General features: G+C 65.1%; 14 protein-coding genes and 1 pseudogene. 11 read left to right on the top strand and 4 right to left on the bottom strand.

What is annotated here, in order from left to right; translation table 11 throughout:
* The 3 genes and pseudogenes from Q0D45_RS15690 to Q0D45_RS15680 all read right to left on the bottom strand — a co-directional run.
* Positions 1 to 210 (bottom strand): annotated as a pseudogene (locus Q0D45_RS15690) (OsmC family peroxiredoxin); the annotation flags it as partial.
* 198 nt (positions 211 to 408) lie between these two features.
* Entirely contained in the window at positions 409 to 1,206 is a 798-nt protein-coding gene (locus Q0D45_RS15685) for an alpha/beta hydrolase (RefSeq protein WP_293394738.1), read from the bottom strand.
* Positions 1,203 to 2,783, bottom strand: coding sequence for a benzoate-CoA ligase family protein (locus tag Q0D45_RS15680; RefSeq protein ID WP_293394735.1), 1,581 nt, complete (start codon positions 2,781 to 2,783; stop codon positions 1,203 to 1,205). The genes Q0D45_RS15685 and Q0D45_RS15680 overlap by 4 nt, the downstream gene beginning before the upstream one ends.
* Positions 2,784 to 2,947: 164 nt before the next feature.
* On the opposite strand from Q0D45_RS15680, the gene Q0D45_RS15675 reads away from it, so the two are divergent.
* From Q0D45_RS15675 to boxA, 4 genes are all read left to right on the top strand, one after another.
* Positions 2,948 to 3,865 carry a helix-turn-helix transcriptional regulator gene (locus tag Q0D45_RS15675; protein WP_293394732.1) on the top strand — a complete coding sequence of 306 codons (918 nt, stop codon included), beginning with the start codon at positions 2,948 to 2,950 and terminating at the stop codon, positions 3,863 to 3,865.
* Between the two features lie 84 nt (positions 3,866 to 3,949).
* A complete protein-coding gene (gene boxC, locus Q0D45_RS15670) occupies positions 3,950 to 5,623 on the top strand; it encodes a 2,3-epoxybenzoyl-CoA dihydrolase (RefSeq protein ID WP_293394729.1) in 1,674 nt (557 codons plus the stop codon).
* A gap of 37 nt (positions 5,624 to 5,660) precedes the next feature.
* Positions 5,661 to 7,088 carry a benzoyl-CoA 2,3-epoxidase subunit BoxB gene (boxB, locus tag Q0D45_RS15665; protein ID WP_293394726.1) on the top strand — a complete coding sequence of 476 codons (1,428 nt, stop codon included), beginning with the start codon at positions 5,661 to 5,663 and terminating at the stop codon, positions 7,086 to 7,088.
* Positions 7,089 to 7,116: 28 nt separating this feature from the next.
* Complete coding sequence (gene boxA, locus Q0D45_RS15660; protein WP_293394723.1) at positions 7,117 to 8,334, top strand: benzoyl-CoA 2,3-epoxidase subunit BoxA; 1,218 nt, start codon at positions 7,117 to 7,119, stop codon at positions 8,332 to 8,334.
* Between the two features lie 10 nt (positions 8,335 to 8,344).
* Here boxA and Q0D45_RS15655 read toward each other — a convergent pair whose 3' ends face one another.
* Entirely contained in the window at positions 8,345 to 9,640 is a 1,296-nt protein-coding gene (locus Q0D45_RS15655; protein ID WP_293394720.1) for an MFS transporter, read from the bottom strand.
* A gap of 213 nt (positions 9,641 to 9,853) precedes the next feature.
* Between Q0D45_RS15655 and cyoA the strand changes: the two genes are divergently transcribed.
* The 7 genes from cyoA to Q0D45_RS15620 are packed head-to-tail and all read left to right on the top strand — an operon-like array spanning position 9,854 to position 16,707.
* Positions 9,854 to 10,945 (top strand): ubiquinol oxidase subunit II, encoded by a 1,092-nt coding sequence (gene cyoA, locus Q0D45_RS15650; RefSeq protein WP_293394718.1) that lies wholly within the window; start codon positions 9,854 to 9,856, stop codon positions 10,943 to 10,945.
* Between the two features lie 20 nt (positions 10,946 to 10,965).
* On the top strand, positions 10,966 to 12,996 hold the full coding sequence (cyoB, locus tag Q0D45_RS15645; protein WP_293394716.1) for a cytochrome o ubiquinol oxidase subunit I: 2,031 nt from the start codon (positions 10,966 to 10,968) through the stop codon (positions 12,994 to 12,996).
* Positions 12,993 to 13,619 (top strand): cytochrome o ubiquinol oxidase subunit III, encoded by a 627-nt coding sequence (gene cyoC / locus Q0D45_RS15640; RefSeq protein WP_293394713.1) that lies wholly within the window; start codon positions 12,993 to 12,995, stop codon positions 13,617 to 13,619. The genes cyoB and cyoC overlap by 4 nt, the downstream gene beginning before the upstream one ends.
* A complete protein-coding gene (gene cyoD / locus Q0D45_RS15635) occupies positions 13,616 to 14,053 on the top strand; it encodes a cytochrome o ubiquinol oxidase subunit IV (protein ID WP_293394710.1) in 438 nt (145 codons plus the stop codon). Before cyoC ends, cyoD begins: the two co-directional genes overlap by 4 nt.
* Positions 14,053 to 14,793, top strand: a complete 741-nt coding sequence (locus Q0D45_RS15630; protein WP_293394707.1) for an SURF1 family protein — start codon at positions 14,053 to 14,055, stop codon at positions 14,791 to 14,793. Before cyoD ends, Q0D45_RS15630 begins: the two co-directional genes overlap by 1 nt.
* Positions 14,794 to 14,830: 37 nt before the next feature.
* Positions 14,831 to 16,174, top strand: a complete 1,344-nt coding sequence (locus tag Q0D45_RS15625; protein ID WP_293394704.1) for an ATP-binding protein — start codon at positions 14,831 to 14,833, stop codon at positions 16,172 to 16,174.
* The gene (locus tag Q0D45_RS15620; RefSeq protein WP_293394701.1) at positions 16,171 to 16,707 is read left to right on the top strand and encodes a response regulator; all 537 of its coding nucleotides are present in this window, start codon (positions 16,171 to 16,173) and stop codon (positions 16,705 to 16,707) included. The genes Q0D45_RS15625 and Q0D45_RS15620 overlap by 4 nt, the downstream gene beginning before the upstream one ends.
* The last annotated feature ends 63 nt before the right edge of the window (positions 16,708 to 16,770 follow it).

Genomic DNA, 16,770 nt, shown 5'->3' with positions numbered 1-16,770 from the left:
GCCCCCCAGCGCCAGGGGCTCATCCGAAGGCAGCGGCGAGAAATTGCGAATCCGCACTTCGGAACGCAATGCGCCTGTCCAACGCACATCCGCCCGCCAGGTGGTCTGGGCCACATCGGGCCGCTGTTGGATCTTCGTCACCAGATCGGAAACAGCCCGAATATCGAAATCGGCCTGCTGCACCGTCGCCAAATTTTCGGCTTGCGCCATGTTGTCTGCTCTCCGGTTCCATGTGATTCGCGTGAGCAAGTCTCCACAGCAACGAAGGTACTAAGCAAATATCTTTAGGCAGACGAACCAGTCGCAAGCCTGCCGGCAGATCGGCATAGCGTAGCTGGATGAAATCCGGGGTCGTTCTCAGCAGAAGAAGCCCAGGGGTTGCACGCGGGCTACGCTTGGCTAGATCGATTACTTGTCGGCGAGCCAGGCGGCCACGGCCGCGGTCACCGCCTGCGGCTGATCGCGATGCGGAGAATGGCCGCAAGCGTCGAGCTTCAACAGCTCGACTTTTGGTGCAGCGGCGGCGATGCCGTCGATCTGCGCCATCGTTCCGTAATCGTCGTCGATGCCTTGGACGGCCAGCACCGGACAGGCGATGCGCGGCAGCAAGGCTTCGATCGACCAGGCCTTGAAGCGCTGATCGAGCCAGACATCGTTCCAGCCCCGGAAAGCGGAATCGACGTCGTCGTGAAAGCGGGCGAGCTTGTCGCGGAAGTTGGTCGTCTGGTAGGTGACGCGGGCGCGCTCGATGCTGGTGATGCTGATCGGCTCGACCATGATGTGCGGTGCCAGCACGATGATGCCGGCGAGCTGCGCACCGAAATACGCGGCGTGGACCAGCGCGATCGAAGCGCCATCGCTGTGGCCGAACAGGATCACCCGTTCGCGTTGCAGATCGACGCCGACTGCCGCGAACAAGGCCGGCAGCACTTCCAGCGCCTGGATTTCCAGGAAGTCCGGACCCCAGCGTTCATCGGGCGGCTTCGGCGTCGAACGGCCATAGGCGGGGCGCGAATAGACCAGGCCTCTGCAGCCAGTGGCGGCGCAAAGCTGCGCTGGAAAGTCGCGCCACATCGCCACCGAGCCGAGGCCTTCGTGCAGGAACACCAGCAGCGGCGCGTCGGGCGAGTCGGCCTCGATCCAGACGTACTCGAGCGCCAGGTCGCGGCCGCGATGCCTGATCGCCGCGAACAGAGATGCACTCATGCGGCCGCATCGCGTTCGCGCAGCTTGTAACGCTGGATCTTGCCGGTCGGCGTCTTCGGCAGTTCGTCGATCAACACCAGATCGCGCGGCACCTTGTGCGGTGCCAGCCGGGCTTTCAGGAAGCTGCGCAGCTCGCTGCAGAGGGCCGTGCTGTGCACCTGGCCATCCTTGAGCACGACAAAGGCCTTGCAGCGAGTCAGGCCATCGGCATCGACGGTGCCGATCACCGCCGCTTCGAGCACCGCGCCATGGGCCATCAAGCCGCTTTCGATCTCGAAGGGCGACACGTACTGGCCGCTGACTTTCAGCATGTCGTCGGCGCGGCCGGAGTAGGTGTACCAGCCTTCGGCATCGCGCACGTACTTGTCGCCGCTCTTCAGCCAATCGCCGATGAAGGTGGCGCGGGACTTGTCGCGATGGGTCCAGTACATCAGTGCTGCGCTGTCGCCACGCACCTGCAGTTCGCCGATCTCGTCATCGGCAGCCGGCAGACCGTCCTCGTTGATCAGGCGGATCTCGTAGCCGGGCACCGGCTTGCCGCTGCTGCCGTAGCGCAGGTATTCATCGCTGTTCGACAGGTAGATCTGCAGCATCTCGGTGGAGCCGATGCCATCGAGGATCGGCGCGCCGTAATGCGCGGTGAAGCGCTCGCCGACGTCCTTGGGCAGCGCTTCGCCGGCCGAGGTGCAGCGGCGCAGGCGCAAGGCGCTGCGTGCGGGCAGGGCGGGCGAGGCGAGCATCAGCGCGTACAAGGTCGGCACGCCGAAGAACACCGTGGGCTGATGACGCGTGAGCTTGTCGAACACCGCTTCGGCAGTCGGCCGTGTACCGAGCAGCACGACGGTGGCGCCGACGCTGAGCGGAAAGCTCAATGCATTGCCGAGACCGTAAGCGAAGAACAGCTTGGCGGCCGAGAAGGTCACATCGCTTTCAACGAGCTTCAGCACATGCCGGCCATAGGTCGCGGTGGTCATGAACAGGTTGCCCTGCGTGTGCACCGTGCCCTTCGGCTTGCCGGTGGAGCCGCTGGAATAGAGCCAGAAGGCGATGTCGTCGCGATGAGTCGCGGCGGCCGTGATCGCTTCGTCGCCATGATCGGCGAGGGCAGAGAACGGCTGCACGCAAGCTGGCAGCAGAGCTTCGTTCGCGTCGGATGCAAAGACTGGCAGCGGGCTGCTCGCAGCCAGCGCAGCCTGCACGGTCGGCAGCAGATTCATCGACGTGAACACGGCGCGCGCGCCGCTGTGGCCGATCATCCAGGCGTAGTCCGTCGCTGGCAGCAAGGTGTTGACCGCCACCGGCACCACGCCGGCATGCAGGCAACCGAGGAAAGCGACTGGCCAGTCGACGCAGTCCTGCATCAGCAGCAGCACCCGTTCTTCACGGCGCAGGCCGAGCGCGGGCAGGGCGGCGGCGAAGCGGCGCACGCGGCTGGCGAGTTCGCCGTAGCTCATCGTCCGACTGTCGTCGATGTACGCCGTCTTGGCCGCGCGCGACGCGTTCAGCGCCAGCAGGTGCGCGGCAAAATTGAATTGCTCGGGCGGGCGCTCGATCGCTGGATTTATCGGTCGGGACATCGAGGCTTGCATCGGTGCTGCTCCTCCTGCGCAATGTCCGGGCGCATGACGGTCCGCGCCCGGTACGAGAACAACTGCCTCATGGAAGGCGCGACGAAAATGCAACATAATGCATCTCAGCGTCAAGCCCGACGCCTTGCCAGAATGCCTGCTCGACCCCGCCGATGAGTCGCGAACGACCCGCCGAAGTCCCCGTCGAAGCCCCTCTCGAAGCTTCAGCCGAAGACGGCCGCGCGCCGCTGCTGGTGGCGCTCGGCACCCGGGTGCGCGGCCTGCGCGCGCGGCGCGGCATCACCCGGAAAACGCTGGCGCAGATCGCCGATGTCTCCGAGCGCCACCTGGCCAATCTCGAAGCCGGCGACGGCAATCCATCGGTGCTGATCCTGGCTCAGGTCGCCCGCGCGCTGGATTGCCCGATCGCCGAACTGCTCGGCGATGAAACCACCGATTCGCCGGACTGGCTGCTGATCCGCGATCTGCTGCACGAGCGCACGCCGGCCGAGCTGGCGCTGGCGCGGGCACGGCTCACCGAGCTGTTCGGCGTCGACGGCGCGGCCGATCAGCGCGCGCAGCGCATTGCGCTCGTGGGTCTGCGCGGGGCAGGAAAATCGACCTTGGGACGGATGCTGGCCGCCGAGCGCGGCATTCCTTTCGTCGAACTGAATCGCGAGATCGAGCGCATCGCCGGCTGCAAGCCCGAGCAGATCCACACCTTGTACGGGCCGGCGGCCTACCGCCGTTACGAGCGTCGCGCGCTCGACGAAGCGTTGAAGGCGCATCCCGCCGCGGTGATCGCTACGCCCGGCGGCATCGTTTCCGAAGCGGCCACCTTCAACGTGCTGCTGGCCCACTGCTACACGGTTTGGCTGACCGCCGAGCCGGACGAGCACATGAACCGGGTCGTCGCCCAGGGCGATCTACGGCCGATGTCCGGCAACCGGGAAGCGATGGCGGATCTCAAACTGATCCTCAACGAACGCGCGCCGTTCTATGCCAAGGCCGATCTGCATTTCGATACCAGCGGCAAGGCGCTGGAACGTTGCCATGCGGAACTGAGTGAGGCGCTCGCCAAGCTCATCTGACGTGGGGCGTGAAGTAGGGCGGATTGACATGCATGATAGTGCATGCACAATAATGCATCACCGTCGCGCCACGAGGATGTCCTGATGAGCCTGCCAGCCACGCCGCCCGCTGCTGTCGACCTGCAGGTCGACTATCAGACCGATCCTTCGCAGTACCGGCACTGGAAGCTCAGCTTCGACGGCAGCACCGCGCGGCTGGCGATGGATGTTGCCGAGGATGGCGGCATCAAGACCGGCTACAAGCTGAAGCTGAACTCCTACGATCTCGGCGTCGACATCGAACTGCACGATGCGCTGAACCGCATCCGCTTCGAGCACCCAGAAGTGCGCACCGTCGTCATCACCAGTGGCAAGGACCGCATCTTCTGCTCGGGCGCCAACATCTTCATGCTCGGCTTGTCGACGCACGCCTGGAAGGTGAACTTCTGCAAGTTCACCAACGAGACGCGCAACGGCATCGAGGACTCCAGCCGTCATTCGGGCCTGAAGTTCCTGGCCGCCGTGAACGGTGCCTGCGCCGGTGGCGGCTACGAAATGGCGCTGGCCTGTGATCGCATCCTGCTGGTCGACGATCGTTCGTCGTCGGTATCGCTGCCGGAAGTACCGCTGCTCGGCGTGCTGCCGGGCACCGGCGGCCTGACCCGCGTCACCGACAAGCGCAAGGTTCGCCATGACCATGCCGACATCTTCTGCACCAGTGTCGAAGGCCTGCGTGGCCAGCGCGCCAAGGACTGGCGGCTGGTCGACGAGATCGCCAAGCCGGCGGCTTTCGAAGCGGCGATCAAGACGGAAGTCGACAAGCTCAGCGCCCAGAGCGATCGCCCTGCCGATGCCAAGGGCGTTGCGCTGACGCCGATCAAGCGCAGCCTCACGGCGGACGGCGTCGAGTACGGCAACGTGGCTATCCGCATCGACCGCGCCAAGCGTCTCGCTCATCTCACCGTGCGTGCGCCGAAGACGGCACAGCCGTCGGACCTCGCCGGCATTCTCGAAGCCGGTGCCGACTGGTGGCCGCTGCAGATGGGCCGCGAGCTGGACGATGCGATTCTGCATCTGCGGACCAACGAACTGGACGTCGGCACCTGGCTGCTGCGCGCGCAAGGCGATCAGGCCGCGGTACTGGCCTGCGATGCCGCGCTCGAAGCCCATGCCGCAAACTGGTTCGTGCGCGAAACGCGCGGCCTGCTGCGCCGTTGCCTGGCGCGGCTCGATGTCTCGTCGCGCAGCTTGTTCGCGCTGATCGAAGAGGGTTCCTGCTTCGTCGGCACCCTGGCCGAAATCGCCTTTGCGGCGGACCGCAGCTACATGCAGCTGCTGCCGGAGAACGGGCCGGTGATCCAGCTGAATGCGCTCAACTTCGGCGCTTATCCGATGGTCAGTCACAAGGCCCGTCTGGCACGCCGCTTCTACGAAGAAGCGGCGCCGATGGAAGCCGCGAAGCGCGCGATCGGCCAGCAGCTCGATTCCGCCGAAGCACTGAGCCTGGGCCTGATCACCGCCAACCCGGACGATATCGACTGGAACGATGAAATCCGCACCGCCTGCGAAGAGCGTGCAGCGCTGTCGCCGGATGCCCTGACCGGCCTCGAAGCGAACCTGCGCTTCGGCCCCGGCGAAACCATGGAGACCCGCGTGTTCGGCCGCCTCAGCGCCTGGCAGAACTGGATCTTCATTCGCCCCAATGCCGTTGGCGAAAAGGGTGCGCTGAAGGTCTACGGCAAGGGCGAAAAAGCGGTCTTCGATCGCAATCGCGTCTGAACTCCATTCCCCTATTCATCCATTTCGGAGCCGCACGATGTCCACGATCGACTACAGCCAGAAGATTCCGAACAACGTCAATCTGTCCAGTGACCGCACCCTGCAGCGCGCGCTCGAAAACTGGCAGCCGAACTTTCTGAACTGGTGGGGCGACATGGGCCCGGCCGGCTCGCATCAGCACGATGTCTATCTGCGCACCGCGGTGTCGGCCGAGCCGAGCGGCTGGGCGCACTTCGATCACGTCAAGATGCCGGACTATCGCTGGGGCATCTTCCTGTCGCCGCAGGTGCAGGAGCGCAAGATCCATTTCGGCGAGCACAAGGGCGACGATGTCTGGCAGGAAGTGCCGGGCGAACACCGCGCCAACCTGCGCCGCATCATCGTCACCCAGGGTGACACCGAGCCGGCCTCGGTCGAGCAGCAGCGTCACCTGGGCCTGACCGCGCCGAGCCAGTACGACCTGCGCAACCTGTTCCAGATCAATGTCGAGGAAGGCCGCCATCTGTGGGCGATGGTCTACCTGCTGCATCGCTACTTCGGCCGCGATGGCCGCGAGGAAGCCGATGCGCTGCTCGAACGCCGCTCCGGCCAGGAAGACAATCCGCGCATCCTCGGTGCCTTCAACGAGCAGACGCCGGACTGGCTGAGCTTCTTCATGTTCACCTACTTCACCGACCGCGACGGCAAGTTCCAGCTCTGCGCGCTGGCCGAGTCGAGCTTCGATCCGCTGGCCCGCACGACCAAGTTCATGCTGACCGAGGAAGCGCATCACATGTTCGTCGGCGAGAGCGGTGTGTCGCGAGTGATCGCCCGCAGCTGCGAGCTGATGAAGCAGCACAAGGTCGAAGCGCCGGACCAGGTGCGCGCGCTCGGCGCGATCGATCTCGGCACCCTGCAGCGTTATCTGAACTTCCACTATAGCGTGACGCTCGATCTGTTCGGCGCCGATCAATCCTCGAATGCGGCGACCTTCTATTCGTCGGGCATCAAGGGCCGCTACGAAGAGGGCCGGCGGGTCGATGACCATGTGCTGAAGGACATGGGCTACAAGATTCTCGAAGTCGTCGACGGCAAGCTGGTCGAGAAGGAAGTGCCGATGCTGAATGCGCTGAACGAAGTACTGCGCGACGATTTCATCAAGGATTCCGAAGCCGGCATCGGCCGCTGGAACAAGGTCATCGAGAAGGCCGGCTTGCCGTTCCGGCTGACCGTGCCGCACAAGGCCTTCAATCGCCAGATCGGTTCGCTGTCCGGTGCCCGTGTCGCACCGGATGGTTCGCCGATCAGCCAGGCCCAGTGGGACGCCAATGTTTCCAAATGGCTGCCGACGGTCGCCGACCGCGCCTACGTGACCAGCCTGATGGGCTGCGTCAACACGCCGGGGCAGTACGCGAACTGGATTTCGGCGCCGCTGGTGGGCGTCAACAAGCAGCCGACGGACATGGAATACGTGCGCTTCAATTGAAGCGCACAGCATTCTTCAAGTGCCCGCCATGAACGCACCCGCACCGTCCGTGCTGAAGCAGCATCTGATCGATCCGGTCATCTGCATCCGCTGCAATACCTGCGAAGAAACCTGCCCGATCAAGGCGATCACGCACGATTCGCGCAACTACGTCGTCGACCCGGACATCTGCAACGGCTGCGGCGCCTGCATTTCGCCATGCCCGACCGGTTCGATCGACAACTGGCGCAACGTGATCAAGGCCGAGGCCTACAGCCTCGATGCGCAGCTGGGCTGGGACGAGCTGCCGGAGGAACTGGAGCTGGATATCGCCGCTGGCAACATAGCCGACGAGGAGCCCGGCTTCGCGCCGCCGCCGCTCGATACTGCACGCGGCTCGACGATGGCGCCGAAATCGGCGGCGACGCCGAGCATCAATCTGCACACCATCAGGCAGCCGGCGGTGGCGACCGTGGTCGGCAATTTCCGGGTCACCGCCACCGATCACGACAGCGACACCCACCACATCGTGCTCGACTTCGGTTCGCAGCCGTTCCCGGTGCTCGAAGGGCAGTCGATCGGCATCATCCCGCCGGGCACCGATGCCCACGGCCGGCCGCATCACGCCCGCCAGTATTCGATCGCCAGCCCGCGCGATGGCGAGCGGCCGAAGTACAACAACCTGTCGCTGACCGTGAAGCGCGTGCTCGTCGATCACCGCGGCCAGCCGGTGCGCGGCATCGCCTCGAACTATGTCTGCGATCTGCAGAAGGGTGATCAGGTGAAAGTCATCGGCCCGTTCGGCAGTACCTTCCTGATGCCGGATGAGCCCAAGGCCAATCTGCTGATGATCTGCACCGGCACCGGCTCTGCGCCGATGCGTGGCATGACCGAGCGGCGACGGCGTTTGCATCAGGATGGCGATGGTCAACTCATGCTGTTCTTCGGTGCTCGCAGCCAGGAAGAACTGCCGTACTTCGGGCCGCTGATGAAGCTGCCGAAGACCTTCATCGACATCAACCTGGCGTTCTCACGAACGCCGGGCCAGCCGCGCACCTATGTGCAGGATCTGATGCGTGCCCGCGCGGGCGACATCGCGGCGCTGCTGAAGTCCGACGATACCTATGTCTACGTCTGCGGCCTGAAGGGCATGGAAGACGGGGTCATCGATGCGCTGCGCTATGCCGCCGATCAACACGGCCTGGATTGGCGAGCGCTGCACCCGAAGCTGAAGGCGGAAGGGCGCCTGCACCTCGAAACTTACTGAGCTCCGGCCCTCAGTCCTCGCGCATTTCCAGATTGCGGTTGATGCCGAGCGCCATCAGGGTGCCGACTGCGCCGGACAGCAGATACAGGCCGACATAACCAACGCCGAAGCGGCTGGCGATGAACAGCGCCACCAGTGGCGCGAAGGCTGCGCCGACCAGCCAGGCGAGATCCGAGGTGATGATCGCGCCGCTGTAGCGGTAGCGGCTCGGGAAGGTCGAGTTGATCGCACCGGCTGCCTGGGCGTGGCTGAAGCCGAGCAGCACGAAGCCGCCGAGCACGAACAGCAGCGCGCCGATCAGGCTGCCGTGCAGGAACATCGGCAGCAGGCCCACGAGGCTGAACAGCGCGATCAGGCCGGCGCCCAGCGCCAGGGTGGCGCGGCGGCCGATGCGGTCGGCGATCTGGCCGGACAGCAGCATGCCGACGATGCACAGCAGGGCACCGAACATCTGCACGGTGAGGCATTCGACGACGCTGACCTTCTCCTGGGTCAGCAAGGTCACCCAGGACAGCGGAAAGACGGTGACGACATGGAACAGCGCGAAGCTCGCGAGTGGCGCGAAGGCGCCGAGCACGATGCCGGCGCGCTGGGTGCGCAGCAGTTCGCCGGTGGGCGAAGGTTCCAGTTCGCGGGTCTGCAGCAGCGCGGTGAACTCCGGTGTCACCACCAGGCGCAGACGGGCGAACAGCGCCACCACATTGATCGCGAAGGCGACACAGAACGGGTAGCGCCAACCCCAGTCGAGGAAGTCGGCCGGCGTCAGCGATGACACCAGGAAGGCGAACAGACCGGCGGCGATGAAGAAGCCGATCGGCCCGCCCAGCTGCGGCAGCATCGCGTACCAGCCGCGCCGGTTGCGTGGCGCATTCAAGGCCAGCAATGACGGCAGGCCATCCCAACTGCCGGCGATGCCCACGCCCTGGGCCATGCGCATCAGCGCCAGCACCACGATCGCCCACTCGCCGAGCACGGCATAGCCGGGCAGGAAGGCGATGCCGGCGGTCGAGGTGCCGAGCACGAACAGGGCGATGGTCAGCTTGCTGCCGCGGCCGTAGCGACTGTGGATCAGGCGGAACAGCGCCGAGCCGAACGGACGGGCGATGAAGGCCAGCGAAAAGATCGCGAACGAATAGAAGGTGCCGGTCTTGGCGTCGACGAACGGGAAGAACACCGACGGAAACACCAGCACCGAAGCGATGCCGAAGACGAAGAAGTCGAACATCTCCGACAGACGGCCGATGACCACGCCGATGGCGATCTCGCCGGGCGCAACCGACGCGTGCGTCCTGGCCTTAGCCGTCATGCTTGCTGGAGAGGCTGTCAGGGAGGGGGTCTGGGTAGGGCTGGACATCATCTGTTCCCGATCGATCGCGCCGGCCCGGTTCGGCCAACGCTGCGTACCTTCTCACGATTGCTCGCCCGCGCCGATGGGACAAAAGGTCCAATCGCGGATTGCCGGCCCGGGGCCTAGATTGCCCTCCGTACGCAGACCCGTACGCCGAACCGGACGCTGTCCATGCCTGCCCGCCTGCCCCGATTGCATCCCCTGCTGCTGCCGCTGCTGCTGAGCTTGCCGCTCGCCGGTTGCGGCATGGTGACCCTGGCGCCGTCGGGCGACATCGCCGCCCGGCAGGGCGACCTGATCATCGTCTCCACCGTGCTGATGCTGCTGATCGTGGTGCCGGTGATGGTGCTGACCGGCTGGTTCGCCTGGCATTTCCGAGCATCCAACCAGAAAGCCAACCACGATCCGGACTGGCATCACTCCACGGCGCTGGAACTGGTGATCTGGTCGGCGCCGCTGCTGATCGTGATCATGCTCGGCGCGGTGACCTGGATCTCCACCCATACGCTGGACCCGTTCCGCAAGCTCGATCGCATCGCCGAGGGGCGGCCGGTGCCGGAGGGCGTACGTCCGCTGAAGGTGCAGGTGGTGGCGCTGGACTGGAAGTGGCTGTTCATCTATCCGGACTACGGCATCGCCAGCGTCAACGAGATGGCCGCGCCCGTCGATGTGCCGATCGAATTCCAGATCACGTCGTCGACGGTGATGAACTCGTTCTTCGTGCCGGCGCTGGCTGGCCAGATCTACGCGATGCCGGCGATGGAAACCCGGCTGCATGCGGTGATCAACAAGGCTGGCGACTTCGAAGGCTTCTCCGCCAACTACAGCGGCGCCGGTTTCTCGCACATGCGCTTCAACTTCAAGGGCATGGATGGCGAGGGCTTCGATCGCTGGGTCGCGCAAGTTCGCGAGTCGAATACCGAGCTGGGTCGCGGTGAATACCTGCAGCTGGAAAATCCGAGCGCCCGCGAGCCGGTACGGCACTACGGCAAGACCATGGCCGGGCTCTATGACGCCGTGCTCAACCTGTGTGTCGAGCCGACCAAGATGTGCCAGCGCGACATGGCGGCGATCGACGCCCGTGGCGGCCTGGGCCTGGCCAATGTCTACAACGTCACGCGCCTGCGCCATGACGCCGACCGCAGCCACAGCCTGACGCCGGCGACCAGCGATTACGTCGCAGCACTTTGCTCGGTGCCGTCCGACGTGACGGCCTCGCCGGTCGATCCGGCGTTCTACGGCAGCCGCCGTCTCGCGCCCTGAATTCAAGCCTCGATAAGCCAATGACCATCGCCGCCGAACCTCATTCCGCGCCAGCGCAGCTTCACGATTCCGTGTTCTTGGGTCGCCTGAGCCTGGAAGCAATTCCCTACCACGAGCCGATCCTCCTGCTGACCTTCGCGGTTGCCGGGCTGCTCGGCCTGTCGCTGCTGGTATGGATCACCCGCGCACGCGCCTGGGGCTGGCTGTGGCGGGACTGGTTCTGCACCATCGATCACAAGAAGATCGGCGTCATGTACATGGTGCTCGGCTTCGTGATGCTGCTCAGAGGCTTCGCCGACGCGATCATGATGCGCGCCCAGCAGGCCATGGCTTTCGGTGATGCCAACGGCTATCTGCCGCCGCATCACTACGATCAGATCTTCACCGCGCACGGCGTGATCATGATCTTCTTCGTGGCGATGCCCTTCGTCACCGGCCTGATGAACTACATCGTGCCGCTGCAGATCGGCGCGCGCGACGTGGCCTTTCCGTTCCTCAACAACTTCAGCTTCTGGATGACCACCGTCGGCGCGGTGCTGGTGATGCTGTCGCTGTTCATCGGCGAGTTCGCGACCACCGGCTGGCTGGCGTATCCACCGCTGTCGGGCGCGGCGTACAGCCCGGGGGTCGGAGTCGATTACTACATCTGGGCGTTGCAGATCGCCGGTGTCGGCACCTTGCTGTCCGGCGTCAACCTGCTGGTGACCATCATCAAGATGCGTGCGCCGGGCATGGGCCTGATGCAGATGCCGATCTTCACCTGGACGTCGCTGTGCACCAACGTGCTGATCGTCGCCGCGTTCCCGGTGCTGACCGCCGTGCTGGTGCTGCTGGCGCTGGACCGCACGGTCGGCACCAACTTCTTCACCAATGATTTCGGCGGCAACCCGATGATGTACGTGAACCTGATCTGGATCTGGGGTCACCCCGAGGTCTACATCCTGATCCTGCCGCTGTTCGGCGTGTTCTCCGAAGTGGTGTCGACGTTCAGCGGCAAGCGCCTGTTCGGCTACGCCTCGATGGTTTACGCGACCATCGTCATCACTATCCTGTCGTATCTGGTGTGGCTGCATCACTTCTTCACCATGGGCTCGGGCGCGAGTGTCAATTCGTTCTTCGGCATCACCACGATGATCATCTCGATCCCGACCGGCGCGAAGATCTTCAACTGGCTGTTCACCATGTATCGCGGCCGCATCCGCTTCGAAGTGCCGATGCTCTGGACCATGGGCTTCATGTTCACCTTCGTGATCGGCGGCATGACCGGCGTGCTGCTCGCCGTGCCGCCGGCGGACTTCGTGCTGCACAACTCGCTGTTCCTGATCGCCCACTTCCACAACGTGATCATCGGCGGCGTGGTGTTCGGCGTGTTCGCCGGCGTCAGCTACTGGTTCCCGAAAGTGTTCGGCTACAAGCTCGATGTGTTCTGGGGCCGGGTGTCGTTCTGGTGCTGGCAGATCGGCTTCCTGCTGGCGTTCATGCCGCTGTACATCCTCGGCCTGATGGGCGTCACCCGCCGGGTCAGCCACTTCGAGGACACCAGCCTGCAGCCCTGGTTCATCGTCGCCGCGTTCGGCGCGGTGCTGATCGGCTGCGGAATCGTCGCGATGCTGGTGCAGTTCCGGGTCAGCTATGTGCGGCGCGAATCACTGCGCGATCACTCCGGCGATCCCTGGAACGGCCGCACCCTGGAATGGGCCACCTCATCACCGCCGCCGGACTACAACTTCGCGTTCACCCCGCGCGTGCATGACGTCGACGCCTGGTGGGACATGAAGCGCGGCGGCTACCAGCGGCCGACCACCGGCTTCCTGGCCATCCACATGCCGAAGAACACATCGGCCGGCATCATCCTCGCGGCCATCAGCGGCGTCATGGGCTTCGCGCTGATCTGGCACATCTGGTGGGCGGCGGGCGCCGCGTTCGCAGCGCTGATCGGCACCGCGATCGTCCACACCTTCAACCTCGACCGCGACTACCACGTGCCGGTCGAAACGGTGACCGCGGTCGAAGACCTGCGCAGCCGTCAGCTCGCCGAGGCCGGAGCATGAGCACTCACACGATGTCCCCGCCGGCAGAGACCGGCAACCGCTACCTGGTGGCCGGCGAGCATCATCCCGCCAACGGCACGATGCTCGGCTTCTGGCTGTACCTGATGAGCGACTGCCTGATCTTCGCGGTGCTGTTCGCGATGTATGGCGTGGTCGGCGGCAATTACGCGGCCGGCCCGTCGCCGAAGGATCTGTTCGATCTCGAACTGGTCGCGGTCAACACCGCGATGCTGCTGCTGTCGTCGATCACCTACGGCATGGCGATGCTGGAAATGCAGCGCCACCGGGTCAAGCCGACGATGCTCTGGCTGGCCGTCACCGGCCTGTTCGGCCTGGCCTTTATCGGCATCGAGATGTACGAGTTCCACCACCTGATCCATGAAGGGGCAGGGCCGCAGCGCAGCGCGTTCCTGTCGGCGTTCTTCACTCTGGTTGGCACCCATGGCCTGCACGTCAGCTTCGGCATCGTCTGGCTGGTGGTGCTGCTCACCCAGCTGGGTCGCTGGGGCCTGACTGCCGCGAACCGTCGCCGGCTCGCCTGCCTGTCGCTGTTCTGGCACTTCCTCGACGTCATCTGGATCGGCGTCTTCACGGTTGTCTATCTGATGGGAGCCCTGCGATGAGTGCCGCCGATCTGCATGGAAGCGATTCGCGTCTCAACCAGAGCCATGTCCACGGCCATGAAGAGGCGCATGCCGGCGATGGTCACCACGATGGCGACGAACTGCCGCACGCCAACCTGCGCGATTACCTGATCGGCTTCCTGCTGTCGGTATTCCTGACCGCGATCCCGTTCTGGCTGGTGATCGGCGAAGTGTTCGCGGACAAGCGCATCACCACCGCGATCATCGTGGTCTTCGCGATCGCCCAGATGCTGGTGCACATCGTCTACTTCCTGCACCTCGACACTCGTTCGCAGGCCGGCTGGAACATGCTGGCGGCGATCTTCACCATCGTGCTGGTGGTGATCGCCATTTCGGGCTCGCTGTGGGTCATGTACCACATGAACGCCAACATGATGCCGATGGACGAACACGAGCTGCGCAACGTTCCCTGATGAAGCGGCGCTGGCCCAGGTTCGCGCTGCTGGCAGGGTTGGCGCTGGCCTTCCTCGGCTTCATGGCGCTCGGCAGCTGGCAGCTCGAACGGCGGACCTGGAAGCTGGCGCTGATCGAGCGCGTCGAGGCACAACTGCAGGCCGCGCCGGTTGAAGCGCCCAGTCCTGCCGCCTGGAGCAGCATCGGCCGTGACGACGAATACCGGCGAGTGAGCGTCTCCGGCCGCTACCGCCACGAACTGGAAACCTGCACCCAGGCGGTCACCGTACGCGGCCCCGGCTGCTGGGTGCTGACGCCGCTGGAAACGGTCGACGGCTGGACCGTGCTGATCAACCGCGGTTTCGTCGATCCCGCGCAACGCGATCCGGCGACCCGTGCCGGCGGCCAGCCGGACGGCGTCGTCGCCATCGACGGCCTGCTGCGGCTCAGCGAACCGCGCGGCGGCTTCCTGCGCCGCAATGACCCAGTACAGGGCCGCTGGTACTCCCGCGATGTTCCGGCAATCGCTGCGGCTCATGGCCTGCCGTCTGAGCGCGTTGCGCCTTACTTCATCGATGCCGGCAGTAGCGTGCCCGGCGGCCCGATCGGCGGTCTGACCGTGGTGCGCTTCCACAACAGCCATCTGGTCTATGCACTGACCTGGTACGGCCTCGCCGCGCTGAGCCTGGCCGGCGCGTGGCTTGTGATCCGCCCGGACTGGTTCCCGCGCAGACCACGCGGCAATGCCGAATCGCCTTGAAGTGGAGCGGGACGGGGCCGCTGCTACCATCCGCCTCATGACCGCGCTACCCGCTCCGCCGCGCCGCTTTTCGCTGCTCGATTCGCTCGGCGAAACGGCGAACCATCAGAACGCGATGCTGCTGGTCCAGCTGCGCTGGCTCGCGGTGTTCGGCCAGGCGCTGACCATCGTGCTGAGCACCGTGCTGTTCGATCTGCAGCTGCCGATGGCGACGATGTTCGGCGTCATCGGCGTGCTGGTGCTGTTCAACCTCTACAGCATGCTGCGGCCGCGTCTCGATCGCGAAGTCCACAACGGCGAACTGATGGCCGGGCTGTTCATCGACATCACCGCGCTGAGCGCGCTGCTCTACCTCAGCGGCGGGGCGACCAACCCCTTCGTGTTCCTGTATCTGATGCAGGTGACCCTGGGCGCGATCCTGCTGGAGGTGCGCTCCACCTGGGTGCTGGTCGCCTACGCCTGTCTGTGCTTCGCCGTGCTGATCGACCATCACTTGCCGCTGGTGTTCGGCGAGCACGCGCAGCGCAGCGCCTTCGATCTGCACGTGCTCGGCATGCTGGTCTGCTTCGTGCTCGACATCCTGCTGCTGGTGGTCTTCATCCGCCAGATCGGCACCAACCTGCGCCGTCGCGATCGCAATCTGGCCGATCTGCGCCAGCACGCCGCCGAGGAAGATCACATCGTCCGCATGGGCCTGCTGGCGTCTGGCGCCGCCCATGAACTGGGCACGCCGCTGGCGACGCTGTCGGTGATCATCGGCGACTGGCGGCATCTGCCGGAGTTCCGCGAGCACCCGGACCTTTGCCAGGAGCTGGACGATGTCGATGCCGAACTGCGCCGGATCAAGGACATCGTCAACGGCATCCTGCTGTCGGCCGGCGAAGCGCGTGGCGAACGGCCGATGCTGACCACCGTCGCCCACTCGCTGGGCAACACGGTCGATGAATGGCGCAGCCTGTGGCCCGGCGTAACGCTCGATTACATCGTCGAGGAACCGCTCGATCGCGAAGCCTTCCATCGCACGCCGGTGGTCTCCGATTCGGCGATGCGCCAGGTGCTGTTCAACGTCTTCGACAACGCCCGCGAGGTTTCGCCGAGCTGGGTCGGCGTCAGCGTGCGCTGCCGCGACGGCCTGCTGACCATCGACGTGCGCGACCACGGCCCGGGCTTTCCGCAGTCGATGCTGGCGCGCATCGGCAAGCCCTATCAATCGAGCAAGAACCGTCCCGGCAGCGGCCTGGGCCTGTTCCTGGTGGTCAACGTGCTGCGCAAGTTCGGCGGCCATGTCGAAGTCATCAACGGCGAACTCGGCGGCGCGATCGTCCGGCTGCGACTGCCGCTGAGCGCGCTGGTGTTCGAGCAAGGCGAGGGCGGGGCATGAGCGGACGCAGCCTGTTGATCGTCGAGGACGATCCGGCCTTCGCCCGTACCTTGCGGCGATCGTTCGAGCGTCGCGGCGACACCGTGCACAGCGCCGCCAGCCTTGAAGCAACAATCGCCGTGCTCGCCGAAGCCAAGCCCACGCATGCCGTGGTCGATCTCAAGCTCGGCCAGGAATCCGGCCTGGCCGTGGTCCGCCATCTGCACGGCCACGATCCGCAACTGGTGATCGTCGTGCTCACCGGCTATGCCAGCATCGCCACTGCCGTCGAAGCAATCAAGCTCGGCGCCAGCAATTATCTGGTCAAACCCTCGAATACCGACGACATCGAGGCCGCGTTCGCCGGCGAGTCGGTCATCGAACCCGAAGACCTGCCGATGAGCGGTCGGCAGACGTCGCTGAAGACGCTGGAGATGGAGCGCATCCACGAAGTGCTCGCCGAGACCGGCTTCAACATCTCGGAAACCGCCCGCCGCCTCGGCCTGCATCGCCGCACGCTGGCGCGCAAGCTGGCCAAGCGCTGGGTGTCCTGAGGCTGGACCGGTCAGTCGCTGCCGTGATCGAATCGGGTTTCCTCACTCTCTTCGATACGACCC

The organism is Nevskia sp. (assembly GCF_023266035.1).
In the GTDB taxonomy this organism is placed as follows: Bacteria; Pseudomonadota; Gammaproteobacteria; order Nevskiales; family Nevskiaceae; genus Nevskia.
The sequence above is the reverse complement of the archived record's forward strand: the minus strand, read 5'-3'. Positions and strand labels throughout refer to the sequence as shown.

Bases quoted from the DNA above. Each gene is read 5' to 3' on its own strand.
- Q0D45_RS15685 (WP_293394738.1), bottom strand. From the start codon at position 1,206: ATGAGTGCATCTCTGTTCGCGGCGATCAGGCATCGCGGCCGCGACCTG.
- Q0D45_RS15680 (WP_293394735.1), bottom strand. From the start codon at position 2,783: ATGTCCCGACCGATAAATCCAGCGATCGAGCGCCCGCCCGAGCAATTC.
- Q0D45_RS15675 (WP_293394732.1), top strand. From the start codon at position 2,948: ATGAGTCGCGAACGACCCGCCGAAGTCCCCGTCGAAGCCCCTCTCGAA.
- boxC (WP_293394729.1), top strand. From the start codon at position 3,950: ATGAGCCTGCCAGCCACGCCGCCCGCTGCTGTCGACCTGCAGGTCGAC.
- boxB (WP_293394726.1), top strand. From the start codon at position 5,661: ATGTCCACGATCGACTACAGCCAGAAGATTCCGAACAACGTCAATCTG.
- boxA (WP_293394723.1), top strand. From the start codon at position 7,117: ATGAACGCACCCGCACCGTCCGTGCTGAAGCAGCATCTGATCGATCCG.
- Q0D45_RS15655 (WP_293394720.1), bottom strand. From the start codon at position 9,640: ATGACGGCTAAGGCCAGGACGCACGCGTCGGTTGCGCCCGGCGAGATC.
- cyoA (WP_293394718.1), top strand. From the start codon at position 9,854: ATGCCTGCCCGCCTGCCCCGATTGCATCCCCTGCTGCTGCCGCTGCTG.
- cyoB (WP_293394716.1), top strand. From the start codon at position 10,966: ATGACCATCGCCGCCGAACCTCATTCCGCGCCAGCGCAGCTTCACGAT.
- cyoC (WP_293394713.1), top strand. From the start codon at position 12,993: ATGAGCACTCACACGATGTCCCCGCCGGCAGAGACCGGCAACCGCTAC.
- cyoD (WP_293394710.1), top strand. From the start codon at position 13,616: ATGAGTGCCGCCGATCTGCATGGAAGCGATTCGCGTCTCAACCAGAGC.
- Q0D45_RS15630 (WP_293394707.1), top strand. From the start codon at position 14,053: ATGAAGCGGCGCTGGCCCAGGTTCGCGCTGCTGGCAGGGTTGGCGCTG.
- Q0D45_RS15625 (WP_293394704.1), top strand. From the start codon at position 14,831: ATGACCGCGCTACCCGCTCCGCCGCGCCGCTTTTCGCTGCTCGATTCG.
- Q0D45_RS15620 (WP_293394701.1), top strand. From the start codon at position 16,171: ATGAGCGGACGCAGCCTGTTGATCGTCGAGGACGATCCGGCCTTCGCC.